This window comes from Xanthomonas hortorum, from assembly GCF_024339125.1.
GTDB classification, from domain to species: domain Bacteria; phylum Pseudomonadota; class Gammaproteobacteria; order Xanthomonadales; family Xanthomonadaceae; genus Xanthomonas; species Xanthomonas hortorum.
Genome location: NZ_CP101417.1, coordinates 788,962 through 804,161 on the forward strand (window position 1 = coordinate 788,962; position 15,200 = coordinate 804,161).

Sequence of the window (15,200 nt, forward strand, 5' to 3'; positions counted from 1 at the left end):
CCAGCATAGCGAGTGCAACGCAGCGATGCGGCGACGGTCCAGCGGCGATTTCCGCATGCGCCCGGCGATGACGTTGACGCGGCCGTTAGTCAACGTTTTGTTAAGCTCTCTGGCCTGCTCGCGAATCTTGTGTTCCCTGCATGCCTTTTTCGTTGGAAATCCTGCTCGCGCTGCCCTTCGTGATGGCGGCCGCCACCGCGCTGTTCTGGCGCACCTCCCGTTCGATCACTGCGTGGTTGGCTGCGGCCGCGCCGTTGGGCGGGCTGCTGATCCTGGCGATGCTGACACCGGCGGTACTGCGCGGTGAAGTGATCCACAGCGAACATGCGTGGTTGCCGCAAATCGGTTTGCTGTTCTCGCTGCGGCTCGATGGCCTGGCATGGATGTTCGCATTACTGGTGCTGGGCATCGGCGCGCTGGTGGTGATGTATGCGCATTACTACCTGAGCGCACGCGACAGCGCCTCGCGCTTTTTCGCCTATCTCATGCTGTTCATGGGCGCAATGCTCGGCATGGTGTTGTCGGGCAACCTGCTGTTGCTGATGGTGTTCTGGGAACTCACCAGCATCAGCTCGTTCCTGTTGATCGGCTTCTGGTCGCACCGCAAGGACGCGCGCGAGGGCGCGCGCATGGCCTTCGTGTTGACCGCTGGTGGCGGCCTGGCGCTGCTGGGCGGCATCTTGATGATCGGCCGCATTGTCGGCAGTTTTCAGCTGGATGCGGTGTTGGCAGCCGGCGATCTCATTCGCGCCAGCCCACTGTATCCGTATGCGTTGTGCCTGGTGCTGCTGGGGATTTTCACCAAGAGCGCGCAGTTTCCGTTCCACTTCTGGCTGCCACATGCGATGGCCGCGCCGACGCCGGTCTCGGCCTACCTGCACTCGGCCACGATGGTAAAGGCCGGTGTGTTTTTGCTGGCGCGTCTGCACCCGGCACTGGCCGGCACCGATCTGTTTTTCTATACGGTCACCAGCATCGGCGCGATCACGCTGTTGCTGGGTGCCTGGCATGCGATCTTTCAGCACGATCTCAAAGGCGTGCTGGCGTATTCGACCATTTCGCATCTGGGCTTGATCACGATGCTGTTCGGCTTGTCAACACCGATGGCGGTGGTGGCCGGCGTGTTCCACATCCTCAACCACGCGGTGTTCAAGGCCTCGTTGTTCATGGCCGCCGGCATCATCGACCACGAGACCGGCACGCGCGACATGCGCAAGCTGGGCAATCTGCGCCGCCTGATGCCATTCACCAGCGCGCTGGCGATCATCGCCTCGTTGGCGATGGCCGGCGTTCCGCTGCTCAACGGCTTCTTGTCGAAGGAAATGTTCTTTGCCGTCGCACTGGAAACCGAAGCGCCGCAGGCGATGCGTGTGTTGGCCAGCATCGCTGCGCTGCTGGCCGGTCTGCTTGGCGTGGCTTACAGCCTGCGCTTTGTGCACGACACTTTTTTCGGCGAAGGTCCGCGCGATCTGGACACCACCCCGCACGAGCCGCCGCGCTGGATGAAGATTCCGGTGGAGGTACTGGTGCTGATCTGCGTGGCGGTGGGCATCGTGCCGGCATGGACCATCGCGCCAGTGCTACGCGCCGGTGCAAGTGCGATCCTTGGCGACAGGTTGCCCGACTACAGCCTGGCCCTGTGGCATGGCTGGAACTGGCCATTGGCGATGAGCATCGCCGGTATGGTGGGTGGCACGCTGTTGTACATGGCGCTGCGCCGCACGCTGGACCTGTATGCGATCCAGAACCGCTCGCCAGGCAAAGCGCTGTTCAACTGGAATCTTCGCGCACTGTATGCCGCCACCGCGCGCATGACCGATGCGGTCACCAACGGCAATCTGCAACGCATGCTGATGTTGCTGGTGTTGAGTGCGGTGGTGGTGGCGCTGGTCCCGTTCCTGCAAGGCGGCACGCTGCCGGCCTGGCCTGCCCCCACGCCGATGCCGCTGCTGGGCTGGACGGTGTGGCTGCTGATGATCGCCTGCGCGCTGGGTAGTCTGTTCCTGTACAAGCAGCGCCTGCTGGCGGTGCTGGTGCTCGGCGGCACCGGCCTGGCGGTCAGCCTGACCTTCGTGTTCCTGTCGGCACCGGACCTTGCGTTGACGCAGTTGCTGGTGGAGATGGTGACGCTGGTGCTGATGCTGCTGGCGATGAATTACCTGCCCGAGCGCTCGTTGCCCGAGCCTGCGCGCTTGCGCAAGATCCGCGATGCCGCCATTGCCATCGTCGGTGGCGCCGGCCTGGCTGCCCTGGCCTACACCTTGATGACACAGCCCAGCCACACCGTGGCAGGGGAAATGCTGCATCGTGCGCTGCCGGAAGCGTACGGCCACAACGTGGTCAACGTGATCCTGGTGGATTTCCGCGGGTTCGATACCTTCGGCGAGATCACCGTGTTCGCCATTGCCGGGCTGGTGGTGCATGCACTGCTGCGGCGCTCGCGCATGGCGCCGGAGCGCAGCATGCCGGGGCCGCCGATCAAGTTGCCGGTGCCGGCCGATCTGGCGCAGATCATGTTCCCGCTCACGCTGACGGTGTCGTTGTTTCTGTTCCTGCGCGGCCATAACGCGCCCGGTGGCGGCTTCATCGCCGGCCTGGTGCTGGCGGTGCCGTTGCTGATGCAGTACGTGATCCAGGGCACCGCCTCGGTGGAATCGCGCTTCGGTTTCGACTACATCCGCCTGATCGGCATCGGGCTGTTGTTCGCACTGGTCAGCGGTGCAGGGTCGCTGCTGTTCGGCATGCCGTTCTTGAGCAGCGGGCATGTGGAGATTCCGTTGCCGCTATTGGGTGAGCTGGAACTGGCCAGCGCGCTGGGTTTCGATATCGGCGTGTATCTGGTGGTGTTCGGCGCGGCGATGTTGATGCTGTCGATGATGGGCACGATCAAACCTTCGCGCACGCGCAGTTCGCAGCGCGGCGAGATCGACCCCACCCAACGTTCGACACGCACCGCGGAGCAGCATTGATGGAACTGGCACTGGCAAGCGCGATCGGCGTCCTCACTGCATTGGCGATCTACCTGTTGCTGCGCGCGCGCAGCTTCGATGTGATCCTGGGGATGACCTTCCTGTCGTATGCGACCAACCTGCTGATCTTCGCCGGCGGGCGCGTGCGTAGCGGTCAGGCGCCGGTGTTGCGCGACGACGTGCCCGCCGATCTGATGCACTACACCGATCCGTTGCCGCAGGCGCTGGTGTTGACTGCGATCGTGATCGCCTTTGCGATGACTGCAGTGAGCCTGGTGCTGGCGATCCGTAGCCGCAGCGATAACGGCAGCGATCATGTGGATGCGCACGAAGATGCCACTACCGGGTTGGACACGCGCGAGGCGCGGCGATGAATCATCTGCTGATCCTGCCGATCCTGATCCCGATGCTGGGTGCGTCTGCGTCGCTGTTTGTCGAGCATCGTCGCTATGGGCCACGCGTGCAGCGCACGGTGGCGTGGGTGAGCATGGCCTTGCTGGCTGCGGCAGTGATCGCGCTGTTCGCGCGCGCCGCCGAAGGCGAGGTCCTGGTGTATCTGCTGGGCGATTGGCCGGCACGCATCGGCATCGTGTTGATGGGCGACCGCTTGTCGGCGTGGATGTTGTTGACCACTTTAATGTTGGGCTCGGCCTGCCTGCTGCATGCGTGTGCCGGCTGGGACCGCCGCGCGCCACATTTCCATGCCTTGTTCCAGTTCCAGTTGATGGGTTTGAACGGTGCGTTCCTGACCGGCGACATCTTCAACCTGTTCGTGTTCTTCGAAGTGATGCTGATCGCTTCCTACGGGTTATTGCTCAGCGGCGGGCGCGGCTTGCAGATGCGCGTGGGCCTGCATTACGTGGTGTTCAACGTGTGTGCGTCGACCTTGTTCCTGGTCGCGCTGGGTTTGTTGTTCGGTGTGTTCGGCACGCTCAACATGGCCGAGCTGTCGCAACGCATCGCCGAGCTGCCGGCGCAGGATGTGCCGCTGGCCAAAGCTGCATTGGGATTGTTGCTGCTGGTGTTCTGCAGCAAGGCCGCGTTGCTGCCGTTGTATCTGTGGCTGCCGGAAACTTACTCGCGTGCGCCGGCCGCGGTGGCCGCGTTGTTCGCGATCATGACCAAGGTCGGGCTGTACGCCACGCTGAGGGTGTCGTCGCTGTGGTTCGGCGCCGGTGCCGGCGCACTGCAGGGCTTCGGTCGGCACGCGCTGCTGTGGTTGGGTATCGCCACGCTGGTGATGGCCGCCATCGGGGTGATGGCGGCATCGCGGCTGCGGGTGATGGTGTCGTATCTGGTGGTGTTTTCGGCGGCGACCTTGTTCATCGCGTTCTCGCTGGACGATGCCGGCGCCTTGGGTGCGGGGCTGTATTACCTGCCGCATAGCAGTTTCGTGGCGGCTGCGTTGTTCATGGTGTCGGATCTGATCCGCCGGCGGCGCGGCAGTGCCAGCGATCGCAAGGAAGTGGTCGCGCCACTGCCACGGCGTGGGATGCCCGGCACGATGTTCATGATCGCCGCAGTGGCGGTGGCCGGCTTGCCGCCGTTGTCCGGCTTTCTGGCCAAAGCGGCGTTGCTGCAGCATGTGCCCGATGGTCTGGTCGCGCCGGTCTGGGCCGCGATCCTCGGCAGCAGCTTGTTGGTGGTGATCGGACTGACGCGTGCCGGCGTGCGCCTGTTCTGGCGCGTACCCGAAGCCGTGGAAGATGTGCCGGAGCTGCAACCGCAACGGCGTGGCCGCATGCGCCCGGTGGAAACCGCCGCCACCGTGTTGCTGCTCAGTGGCCTGGTGGCGATGACGGTGGGCGCCGGTCCGTTGATGCGTTACACCGATGCGGCCGGCGCGCAGCTGCGCGACCCCGGTGCGTATGTGGAACAGGTGCGTGCCACCACACCGCAACGGAGGCAACCATGAGCGCGCGTGTGCCGCTGCGGCGGCGGATGTTTCCATCGGCACCATTGAGCGTGATGGTGTTCGTGTTCTGGTTGCTGCTCAGCGACAGCTTCGGGCCGCAGCAGTGGGTGCTCGGCTTATTGCTGGGCTGGGTGGTGCCGATCTTCGCGGCACGACTGGACCGCGAGTTTGCGCAGATCGGTTCACTACGTTCGGTGCCGCGCATGCTGCTGGTGGCCGCAGGCGATATCGTGCGCTCCAACATCAAGGTGGCCGGCCAGGTGCTCGGCCCGGAGTCGCGCATCCATCCCGGTTTCATCTGGGTGCCGCTGGATATCGCCAACATCCATGGCATCGCCGCGCTGACCAGCATGATCACGCTCACCCCCGGCACGGTGTCGGCGGCGCTCTCGGACGACCGTAAATATCTGCTGGTGCACGTGCTGCATCTGGACGATCCGGACGCGTTGATCGCCGAGATCAAGACCCGCTACGAGAAGCCCCTGATGGAGATCTTTCCATGACCGGCCACATGTTCATCGAATCGACCATCGTCATCTGCATGCACGCGGTGGGTCTGGCCATGCTGATGGCGCTATGGCGATTGCTGCGGGGCCCCTCCGTGCCCGATCGCATTCTTGCGTTGGACACGCTCTCCATCACCGCCATCGCCGAGCTGATGCTGCTGGGCATGTACCTGGATTCGCCGATCTACTTCGAAGCCGCGCTGGTGATCGCAATGCTTGGCTTCGGCAGCACCGTGGTGCTCAGTAAATATGTCTTGCGCCGGGACATCGTCGAATGATCGCCCTGACCGAATACCTGCTGAGCGCTTTGTTGCTGGTCGGCACGTTCTTCATCCTGATCGGCGCGCTCGGGCTGGTGAAGCTGTCTGACTTTTTCAAGCGCCTGCATGCGCCGACCAAGGCCAGCACCTTGGGGGTGGGCTGCGTGCTGCTGGCATCGGTGGGCTATCACCTGTTTTTAGGCGTGGACCCGCAACCGCGCGAGTTGCTGATCACCGTCTTTTTGTTCATCACCGCACCGATCAGCGCGCACATGATGGCCAAGGCGGCGCTGTCGCTGATGATGGAAAACCGCCCGGAAGTGCCGAACAAGAGCGAGATGCGCGAGGAAGGATTACCGCAGGTGCAGGGCGATGTCGGCGAGAACGAAGAAACCGAGAAACAGCATCTGGGGCCAGAGTCGGAGCAGCACTAGGCGTTGAACTGAGGCCTCGAAAGGCGGGTGATCGACTGAGCTGCACCAGGCGTTCGAACGCGATCCGGCAAGCGCTTCAGCCACAGCCTTCGACATAATCCACCTGCGGCAGCTGCCCTACCCGCCAGTTGGTCACCCTGCCCTGGGCATCGGTTTCGAACACCAGCGCCGACTGTGCCGCCGCATCGGCAAAGCGCAGGCTGAGCGCCCCGGGGACGTATTTGTGCGGCTGCTCGGTCAGGCCATCGGGATACAGCGCGCGCAACTGCGTCAGCGTCATGCCGACCTTGCCGCCACCGGGTGCGAGTTCCTTGGGCTCGCTGGTCTGATAGCGCACAAAGTGGTCGCCCTCGAACATGAAACCGAAACGGCGCGCGTCGTCGGCCCACTGCGGCCGTAGCAGATAGCAACCGCCATCGCTTGCCGCTTCGCCGCGCAAGTCGCCGCCCCAGGCAGCATGCGCCTGCGCCGCGTCCATGCCCAGGCGCAGATCGCCGTAGCCGTCCAGACGCGCGAGTGCGGCAGGGTCCTGACGCAGTTGCGGCGGAAACGTGCCGGCGGGCGCGGTGGCGGGTGGCACCTCGCCAGGCGGCTGGTCGTTGGGGGCTGCGGGGACAGGCACTTGCTCCGCGTTAGCTGCCTCAACCGTGATTCTGGAGTCGTCGGCGCGATTGCAGCCGGCCAGTAACAGCAGTGCGCCCATCAAACCAAGCAGTCTGGATGTCATGCGTGCGTTCCTTATGGCTCCGCGACAGCCTACACAGCGCGCAGCGCGGTGATGTGCAGAACGCTGTGACCATTGCCGGCGTGACCATATTGCCGGTGTGACCATTGCGTCTTGCCGATGTCATCGGCGCTTCATTGGCTGCGGTCACGCTGACGGCTTCGCAGGACTGCCACCATGACCCCACGCAAGACCGAACTCGCTGTCACCGCGCTGCAGTCGCACCGCAGCCCCCTCACGTTGTTGCAGCGGCGCACCCTGATCCTGGCCGATGGCCAGCGCGACCTGGCGACGCTGGCGCAGTTGCTGGGCGGCAATGCCGCCACGCTGGTGCAGACCTTGTGTGCGATGGGATATCTGCAGCTGGGTGAAGCGGATGCAGGTGCGGGTAGCGCGGATAGTGCGTCCGGCACGTCCGCTGCGACAGAGCCGACGCCCGCTGCGCCCGTGCAACTGCCGGATGCGCAGCAGACCGAAGAAGACTTGCAGCGTCAGCGGCGGCGCGCGGCCACCAATGCACGGCTGTATCTGCTCGACATCCTGCAACTGCAACGCAACCCCGCCGCTGCCGCGTTGCACCGTCAGCTGCAGGCCGCCCGCGCGGAAGACGCCATCGGTGCCGCCATTGCCGAGGCGCTACGCGAACTGCCGCAGATCACCTCGGCAACCTACGCCGAACGCGTGCGTGCACGCATCGGCGAGTTGCTGCCGGATACGTTGCAGGCGGCATGATCCAGCAGCGGTATCCAGCCGCAATGGGTAGCGCGAGCGGTGCGCCCTGATATCACCCTGGGCTAGCTGCGGGCTTGAAGCGATCCATATCACCACTGCTGCTCACCGCCAGCCGGCACGGTCATTGCTCAATGCGGCATCGTCCCTTCGTGCGCACCGTTTTGCCCAGCAAGGCGAACGATGCCACGCCACTGGCCGTATCGGAACGCGGTTCAGCGCGCTGCAACTGCAACTGCGCGAACGGGATGGCGAAAGTCATGCGTGCTGCCCGCAACCGCCTGCCGAGCGCCCGCGACTTCTTATCAGACGCTCTGACATCGCATCATTCCGAGGTCGGCAGCTGAAACGCCGCACGCAAGCCCGACCAGCACTGCTGATAATCGCCCTGTCGATGCGCCGCCTGCAGCGCTTGCCCGGTAGGACGCAATACCGCACGCGTCTCGAACATGAAAGCCATGGTCTCGGTGATCACATCCGGGCGGGTCAGATCCGCATGCGAGGCCTTGTCGAAGGTTGCCGCGTCCGGGCCGTGCCCGCTCATGCAGTTGTGCAGCGATGCCCCGCCCGGCGCGAAGCCGTCGGCCTTGGCATCGTAGACACCGTGCACCAGGCCCATGAACTCGCTGGCCACGTTGCGATGGAACCACGGTGGGCGAAAGGTATGCTGCGCCACCAGCCAGCGCGGCGGGAAGATCGCAAAATCCATGTTCGCCGTGCCATGCGTGTCGCTGGGCGAGGTCAGCACGGTGAAGATGCTGGGGTCCGGATGATCGAAGCTGATCGAGCCGATGGCGTTGAAGCGGCGCAGATCGTAGCGGTACGGCGCGTAGTTGCCATGCCAGGCCACCACGTCCAGCGGCGAGTGATCGATGTCTGCGCGCCACAGATGGCCCTGGAATTTGGCCACCAGCTCGAACGCACCTTCGCGCTGTTCGTAGGCGGCATGCGGTGTTTCGAAATCACGCCCGTTGGCCAGCCCGTTCGAGCCGATCGGGCCCAGGTCGGGTAGGCGCAGCAGGCCGCCGAAGTTCTCGCAGACATAGCCGCGCGCGTTGCCGTCCGGCAGCTCGACGCGAAACCGCATACCGCGCGGTATCACCCCGATCTGCTGCGGCTCCAGCTCCAGCACGCCCAGCTCGGTGTGGATACGCAGGCGGCCGAGCTGCGGCACCAGCAGCAACTCGCCATCGGCATCGTAGAAAAAGCGATCGCGCATGGAGGCGTTGGCCGCATACAGATGCACGGCAACACCGGACATGGTCTCCGGCCCGCCGTTGCCCGCCATCGTGTACAGACCATCGATGAAATCGGTCGGCGTGGACGGCAATGGCAATGGACTCCAACGCAGCTGGTCCGGTGGCACCGGGCCGCTGCCGAAGTCGTTGTGGAAGGCGGATTGCTCGATCAACGAGAACGCGCCATGCACCGCCGCCGGACGGATGCGATACAGCCAACTGCGCCGATTTTCGCCACGCGGCGCAGTAAACGCCGTGCCGGACAACTGTTCGGCGTACAACCCGTGCGCCACCCGCTGCGGCGAGTTCTGGCCGACCGGCAAGGTGTCGGCTACTGCCTCGCTGGCGAATTCATTGCCGAAGCCGGTCATGTAACGCTGGTCGTTGTGCATGGGTGCGTCCGGACTGGCCCCCACAGGGGCTGGAATTAAGCCCCTCTCCCACCGGGAGAGGGGTTGGGGTGAGGGTACGGCGTAGCGACCATCTTGCAGATCGTCTCAACCACCGCATCCAGCGAAAACAACACATCGTTGTTCCAGAAGCGCAGCACTGTCCATCCCTTCGATTGCAGCCACCGCGTCCTTGCCTGATCGCTGGATGCTTGGTGCTGCGATCCATCCAGCTCAACAACCAACGCCGCATCGATACAACAAAAATCTGCGATGTACGGCGGAATCGGATGCTGACGTCTGAACTTGAAACCTTGTAGCTGATTGCTGCGTAGACAGCGCCAAAGTGCGCGCTCTGCGTCTGTCATCTCCGTGCGTAACGCACGCGCGTTGGTGAGTGCGACGGTGGGTAATGGTGGTTTGATTTTCATCGTTCCACCGTACCCTCACCCCAACCCCTCTCCCGTGGGGAGAGGGGCTTCAGCAACGTACGTTTTCATCACTCTGTGTTGTCAGACACATGCGTTGCTTGGCGCGCGCGCAATTGGCTGCTACATGCGACTTGTCTGCGTAATTCGCCTGATCCATACCAAAGCTGCGCCTGACTTAACAAGCTGCGGCGTTCGGCATCACAACGAGTGCCACTCAAACCCGCACCGACGCAGTTAATGGCACCAACCATAAATCCCGAATAGCGAATCACCAATCCCAGACTTACAGCACCCCACGCTTCATCTGATCGCGCTCGATACTCTCGAACAATGCCTGGAAATTACCCTCGCCAAAGCCCTCATTGCCCTTGCGCTGGATGATTTCGAAGAAGATCGGGCCGATGCAGTTGGTGGTGAAGATCTGCAGCAACTTGCGCTGCTTGGTGTCCACATCCGCATCGATCAGGATCTTGTTGCGGCGCAGGCGTGCGACGTCTTCACCGTGCTCGGGAATGCGCAGGTCCACCACTTCGAAATAGGTGTCCGGCGTGTCGAGAAAACTCACGCCCGCCTCGCGCATCTTTTCCACGCTGGTGTAGATGTCGTCGGTGAAGCAGGCGATGTGCTGGATGCCTTCGCCCTGGTAGGCGTCCAGATACTCGTTGATCTGGCTCTTGGGGTCGGAGGATTCGTTGAGCGGAATGCGCACGATGCCGTCCGGCGCGGTCATCGCCTTGGACACCAGGCCGGTCTTGGCGCCCTTGATGTCGAAATAGCGGATCTCGCGGAAGTTGAACAGGCGCTCGTAATAGTCCGACCAGCGCTGCATGTTGCCGAAGTACAGGTTGTGGGTCAGGTGGTCGATGAAGGTCAGCCCGAAGCCGGCCGGGTGCTGGTCGGCGCCTTCGATTGGCTCGTAGTCGGCGTCGTAGATGCTGCCCGCCTCGCCGTAGCGGTCCACCAGATACAGCATGCAGTCGCCGATGCCCTTGACCACCGGCGCCGGCACTGCGCGCGTTTCTGCCTTGTCCTGCACCGCTTCGCCGCCATTGCCCAGCACGGTCTGCAGCACGGTCTCGGCCGGGGTGCGGAAGCGGATCGCAAAGCCGCAGGCGCTCGGGCCATGCGCAGCGGCGAAATCGGCGGCAAACGAATCGGGATCTTCGTTGAGCAGGAAATTGACCCCACCCTGGCGATAGACGGTAATGGCGCGGCTGCGATGGCGCAGCACCGGGCTGAAGCCCATCTTGCGAAAGTAGTCGTGCAGCTGCGCCACCTGGCCGGCGGGTGCGGCAAATTCGACGAATTCGAACCCGTCGATCCCCATCGGATTGTCGAAGGTGGTGACCTGCATGCCGGGATCGGGGCGGCTGATGGGGGTGTTCGGTTGTGCACTCATCGTCGTTTCTCCACGCTGGGCCATCCGCAGGGCTATGCGGGGTGGCAGAAGACCCGCGAGAATGTGCAGGCCACCCACGGTTTGTAGTTGCAAATGAAACCAAAATCAAGACACAGTGCAACATGAGCGATCTCGACGCCCCCACTCCGCCGCAACATCCTGTGCTGCTCAACCTCGAGCAGTTCCTGCCGTATCGCCTCAGCGTGCTGTCCAACCGCATCAGCAGCAACATCGCCAAGGTCTACGGTGATCGTTACGGGATGGCCATTCCCGAGTGGCGGGTGATCACCATCCTGGCGCTGTATCCGGGTTCCTCGGCCAGTGAAGTCTCCGACCGCACGGCGATGGATAAAGTTGCAGTGAGCCGCGCCGTGGCGCGCCTGCTGGAGCGCGGCTTCATCCGCCGCGAAACCCATGGCGACGACCGCCGCCGCTCGATGCTGGCGCTGTCGCCGGCCGGACGCCAGGTGTACGAGACCGTCGCCCCGCTGGTCAACGAGATGGAGCAGCGGCTGATGTCGGTGTTCAGCGCCGAGGAGCAGCAGATCCTGGAAAAGCTGATCGACCGGCTGGCCAAGGACGGGCTGCCGCGCATGGCCGGCAAGGAGTGAGGCTGTCGCACCGTTGAGAGGCGGTGCGGGTGATCGGCGTTTCGGCGCAGACCACTCACAATCCATGCAGCACGGCCATGCGGTTCGGTCAACAAAAACGGCGCTTCCCTTTTGCGGGGAAGCGCCGTTTTTTTATTGCGCTGGGACACTGCACCGAGTCGCCAAGACTCGATCAGACGCCTGAGTGAACAGCGCTACCCGCAGCGCGGGGGTTTGCATGACGCTGCAGCGAGCATCACGCCTGCGGCGGCGCCCACTGCTTGAGGAAGTCGAACAGCTTCTTGCGATCGAACCCCTCGCCCTTGCGCAGCTCCGGGCCGGACTGCAGGGTCAGCGGCTTGCCGTCGTTATCCAGCACCAGCAGCGACGGGTAGTCGTTGAGTTGCGCGAACTGCGACAGGAACGCGGCGTTCTCGTTGGCCGCATCGCGGTTGACCTTGACCACCACAAAGTGCGCATCGCGGAAGCTGCGCAGCTCGGCATCGCCGCCCATCAGCTCGTCCAGCGCCTTGCACGGCTCGCAGGCCGCATTGCCGACGTTGAGCACGATGCGCTTGCCACCGCGCTTGGCCTCGACCTTGGCGGTCTCAAGATCTGCGGCCGGATCGCGTGAGGGGTCATATTGCGCGTTGAGCGCTGCCGCCGCGGCGATATCCGCAGCGGTCGGCGTGTTGCCGGAAGACACCGGCTGGCTGGGATCGGCGCTGGGCGGCTTCTGCATCGAGGTGTCCAGCGGCCGTGGCGCCTCCTGTTGCTCGCTGGGCTGCCCGCAGGCACTCAACAAGCTTGTGAGCAACATGCCCGCCAGCAGCGGGCCACAGACAGTGGATTTCATCGGCATTGCGGTTCTCCTCACTTCACACCATGCATCAGTTTGTTGACCAAGGGGGCAATTAACAGAAGCAGCACACCCGCAGCGATCAGCGACCAGAAGCCAAAAGTGTAGCCCTTCAGTGCAGAGGCCACGGTCATACCGGTCTCGCCACTGACCGCGGAAGCGAAGATGCCGGACAGGTTATTACCAATTGCTGTGGACAAGAACCAGCCACCCATTGCCAGGCCAACGACTTTGGCCGGAGCCAGCTTTGTCGTCATCGACAAGCCAATAGGAGACAAGCACAGCTCACCGACTGTCTGGATCACATAGACCATGAACAAAGTCCAGAAAGGAATCTTCCCGGCATCGTCCACAAGTGCGGACAGCGCATACATCAGCAACGCAAAGGCCAGGCCGTTGAAGATCAAACCCAGACCGAACTTGCGCGGAATCGACGGATTGGCAGACTTCAGAGCGACCCACAGCCAGACGAACACAGGCCCAAGCACGAGAATTGCCAGCGTGTTGACCGATTGAAACCAACCCACCGGGAACATCCAGCCGCCGAGGTCACGTTCAACGATGTTCTGCGCTAGGAAATTAAACGAACTGCCCGCCTGTTCGAAGAACATGAAAAACATCACGTTGAATACGAAGACGATCAGCATGGCAATGGCGCGGTCGCGCTGTACCTTACCTTCCCGGATGCCTTCGAACAGAATCAATCCGCACAGCGCAAGGAACAAGATGGTCAGGATCCAGCCAAGGATGCTGGCATCGATCAACAACAAGCCGTAGGCGATTGGAATGGCGAACAGCGTGCCTACCAACACTGCCACGGTGCGCCCCATCCCTTCTCCGCCAACCGGCGGCGAACCGACCGGCCCAAGCTGGCGACGTCCCAGCCAGAACCACACAAGGCTGATCAACATGCCGACACCAGAGGCAATGAACACGTACTTGTAGGCAGGCATCGCCTCGGTGCCGAAAAATTTGTCGGCGAGCAAGCCAGTCAGAATCGGCGCTAAAAAACCGCCTGCATTGATGCCCATGTAGAAGATCGTGAATCCCGAATCCCGACGCGGGTCGTTCAGCGGATACAGCTTGCCGACCATGGTCGAGACGTTCGGCTTGAACAGGCCGTTGCCGGCGATGATCGTCGCCAAGCCAATTTTGAACACTTGTTCGTTTGGCACTGCGATCAGGAATAGACCGACCGACATGACGACTGCACCGATCAGCAGCGAGCGCTGGTAGCCGATGAGTCGGTCGGCGACGAACCCACCGAACAGCGCCGAGGCATATACCAGTGCCAGATATGCACCGTAGAGGCGGTTAGCCGGTGCCTCGCCGGCGCCGGAGCCCTCGTAAAACTGGGCCACGATATAGAGCGTCAGCGCCCAACGAATCCCGTAGAACGCAAAGCGTTCCCAGAATTCGGTCATGAACAGCATCCACAGCGGCCGGGGGTGGCCGAGCAGTGTCGGGAACTCGGGAGGCGCAGGCGGCTGCGGCGGAGTGGTAGCGGAAGTCGGCGCAGTAGCGTCAACGCTCATGAGGTGTCCCTTGCGTATTCAGTGATGGCTGGGTGCACCAGGGCGAGCCCTGGGCGACGCGCGAGGATCACTTAGACGTCATGTTCACGTCAAATTCGCCGGACTCGGGAGCGCGATGCCAGCGGGTTTGATTGGGGGCTTGGTGGTGGAGATGGCACAGGATGACGCTCATACGCTCACCCCACCCCTCGCCTTGCGTGCGACCGGACTCTGCTCTAGCGGACCAACTTCCGCTCTGCCAGCTTCAGCTTCTTTCCTCAACCCTTCGCAGCCTCACCACCACTCGGCGCGCGGTTTTCCACACCTACCGACGTACGCACGTCGAACAGCTCCGGGAAAAACGTCAGCGCCAGCGCCTGCTGCAGAAACCCCACACCGCTCGACCCACCGGTGCCGCGCTTGAAGCCGATCACCCGCATCACCGTGCGCATATGGCGGAAGCGCCAGAGCTGGAACTGGGTTTCCACATCCACCAGGTCCTCGCACAGCGAATACTCGCGCCAGTAGCGGTCGGTGTTTTCGTAGATGCGCTCAAATACTGGACGCAATGCATCGTCGGCCACATGCGCGGCGGTCCAGTCGCGCGCCTGGTACTGCTGCGGAATCGCATGCCCGAAACGCGCCAGATAGCGCAGGAATTCCTCGTAGAGGCTGGGCGCTTCCAGCACCTCGCGCAGCCGCGCCTGGCCCTGCGGGTCGTAAGCGAACACCTGCAGCATCTGCGGGTTCTTGTTGCCGAGCAGGAACTCGATATAGCGGTACTGCAGCGACTGAAAGCCGGAAGAAGGGCCCAGCACATCGCGAAACCCCATGTACTCGCTCGGGGTGAGCGTTTCCAGCACCGACCATTGCTCGGTGAGCTGGCGTAGCACCTGTTTGCTGCGCGCCAGCACCTTGCGGCACTGCCAGACCTGATCGTTCTGCAGATGCACCATCGCCGCGCGCAGCTCGTGCGCCAGCAGCTTCAGCCACAGCTCGGAGGTCTGGTGCTGGATGATGAACAGCATCTCGTCGTGGTGCGCCGGCTCGGACAAGGGCTGCTGCGCGGACAGCAACTGGTCCAGCCGCAGATAACCGCTGTAGGTCAGCCGCCCCTCCAGATCGGTGTGGATGCCGGGTTCCAGGTCACGCAGGTTCTTGTCGACGGGCATGGCGTAGCGCTGACGATGGGCAGGCAAGGGTAGCGCAGCGCTGGCCCGGCTGACGCAGAGCCAGCGCTGCG

15 protein-coding genes are annotated in these 15,200 nt (G+C 63.1%); 8 read left to right on the plus strand and 7 right to left on the minus strand.

Features of this window, described 5'->3' with window-relative positions; translation table 11 throughout:
- Positions 1 to 140 precede the first annotated feature (140 nt).
- The 6 genes from NMB96_RS03245 to NMB96_RS03270 are packed head-to-tail and all read left to right on the plus strand — an operon-like array spanning position 141 to position 6,084.
- Complete coding sequence (locus NMB96_RS03245; protein ID WP_255086213.1) at positions 141 to 2,969, plus strand: monovalent cation/H+ antiporter subunit A; 2,829 nt, start codon at positions 141 to 143, stop codon at positions 2,967 to 2,969.
- The gene (locus NMB96_RS03250) at positions 2,969 to 3,343 is read left to right on the plus strand and encodes a Na+/H+ antiporter subunit C (protein WP_023902360.1); all 375 of its coding nucleotides are present in this window, start codon (positions 2,969 to 2,971) and stop codon (positions 3,341 to 3,343) included. Before NMB96_RS03245 ends, NMB96_RS03250 begins: the two co-directional genes overlap by 1 nt.
- Positions 3,340 to 4,884, plus strand: coding sequence for a monovalent cation/H+ antiporter subunit D (locus NMB96_RS03255; RefSeq protein WP_023902359.1), 1,545 nt, complete (start codon positions 3,340 to 3,342; stop codon positions 4,882 to 4,884). The genes NMB96_RS03250 and NMB96_RS03255 overlap by 4 nt, the downstream gene beginning before the upstream one ends.
- Positions 4,881 to 5,387, plus strand: coding sequence for a Na+/H+ antiporter subunit E (locus NMB96_RS03260; protein ID WP_023902358.1), 507 nt, complete (start codon positions 4,881 to 4,883; stop codon positions 5,385 to 5,387). Before NMB96_RS03255 ends, NMB96_RS03260 begins: the two co-directional genes overlap by 4 nt.
- A complete protein-coding gene (locus tag NMB96_RS03265) occupies positions 5,384 to 5,668 on the plus strand; it encodes a K+/H+ antiporter subunit F (protein WP_023902357.1) in 285 nt (94 codons plus the stop codon). The genes NMB96_RS03260 and NMB96_RS03265 overlap by 4 nt, the downstream gene beginning before the upstream one ends.
- Positions 5,665 to 6,084: a Na+/H+ antiporter subunit G gene (locus NMB96_RS03270; protein ID WP_023902356.1), complete on the plus strand. Its 420-nt coding sequence runs from the start codon at positions 5,665 to 5,667 to the stop codon at positions 6,082 to 6,084. The genes NMB96_RS03265 and NMB96_RS03270 overlap by 4 nt, the downstream gene beginning before the upstream one ends.
- A 76-nt stretch (positions 6,085 to 6,160) precedes the next feature.
- Here NMB96_RS03270 and NMB96_RS03275 read toward each other — a convergent pair whose 3' ends face one another.
- Positions 6,161 to 6,787, minus strand: coding sequence for a lectin (locus NMB96_RS03275; RefSeq protein WP_255086923.1), 627 nt, complete (start codon positions 6,785 to 6,787; stop codon positions 6,161 to 6,163).
- 198 nt (positions 6,788 to 6,985) lie between these two features.
- Here NMB96_RS03275 and NMB96_RS03280 point away from each other — a divergent pair, with 198 nt between their 5' ends.
- Positions 6,986 to 7,540 carry a hypothetical protein gene (locus NMB96_RS03280; protein WP_255086214.1) on the plus strand — a complete coding sequence of 185 codons (555 nt, stop codon included), beginning with the start codon at positions 6,986 to 6,988 and terminating at the stop codon, positions 7,538 to 7,540.
- Between the two features lie 322 nt (positions 7,541 to 7,862).
- Here NMB96_RS03280 and hmgA read toward each other — a convergent pair whose 3' ends face one another.
- The 3 genes from hmgA to hppD form a co-directional block, all read right to left on the minus strand.
- The gene (gene hmgA, locus NMB96_RS03285) at positions 7,863 to 9,167 is read right to left on the minus strand and encodes a homogentisate 1,2-dioxygenase (protein WP_043888878.1); all 1,305 of its coding nucleotides are present in this window, start codon (positions 9,165 to 9,167) and stop codon (positions 7,863 to 7,865) included.
- A 35-nt stretch (positions 9,168 to 9,202) separates the two neighbouring features.
- Positions 9,203 to 9,595 carry an endonuclease domain-containing protein gene (locus NMB96_RS03290; protein WP_183086625.1) on the minus strand — a complete coding sequence of 131 codons (393 nt, stop codon included), beginning with the start codon at positions 9,593 to 9,595 and terminating at the stop codon, positions 9,203 to 9,205.
- Positions 9,596 to 9,878: 283 nt separating this feature from the next.
- Positions 9,879 to 10,994 (minus strand): 4-hydroxyphenylpyruvate dioxygenase, encoded by a 1,116-nt coding sequence (hppD, locus tag NMB96_RS03295; RefSeq protein WP_255086215.1) that lies wholly within the window; start codon positions 10,992 to 10,994, stop codon positions 9,879 to 9,881.
- Between the two features lie 122 nt (positions 10,995 to 11,116).
- On the opposite strand from hppD, the gene NMB96_RS03300 reads away from it, so the two are divergent.
- Positions 11,117 to 11,605: a MarR family winged helix-turn-helix transcriptional regulator gene (locus tag NMB96_RS03300; protein ID WP_255086216.1), complete on the plus strand. Its 489-nt coding sequence runs from the start codon at positions 11,117 to 11,119 to the stop codon at positions 11,603 to 11,605.
- A gap of 235 nt (positions 11,606 to 11,840) precedes the next feature.
- On the opposite strand, the gene NMB96_RS03305 is transcribed toward NMB96_RS03300, so the two are convergent.
- The 3 genes from NMB96_RS03305 to NMB96_RS03315 form a co-directional block, all read right to left on the minus strand.
- Entirely contained in the window at positions 11,841 to 12,446 is a 606-nt protein-coding gene (locus NMB96_RS03305; protein WP_006448741.1) for a thioredoxin family protein, read from the minus strand.
- 11 nt (positions 12,447 to 12,457) lie between these two features.
- Entirely contained in the window at positions 12,458 to 13,978 is a 1,521-nt protein-coding gene (locus NMB96_RS03310; protein ID WP_023902346.1) for a peptide MFS transporter, read from the minus strand.
- A gap of 257 nt (positions 13,979 to 14,235) precedes the next feature.
- Positions 14,236 to 15,129, minus strand: coding sequence for a tryptophan 2,3-dioxygenase (locus NMB96_RS03315; protein WP_043888876.1), 894 nt, complete (start codon positions 15,127 to 15,129; stop codon positions 14,236 to 14,238).
- Between the last annotated feature and the right edge of the window lie 71 nt (positions 15,130 to 15,200).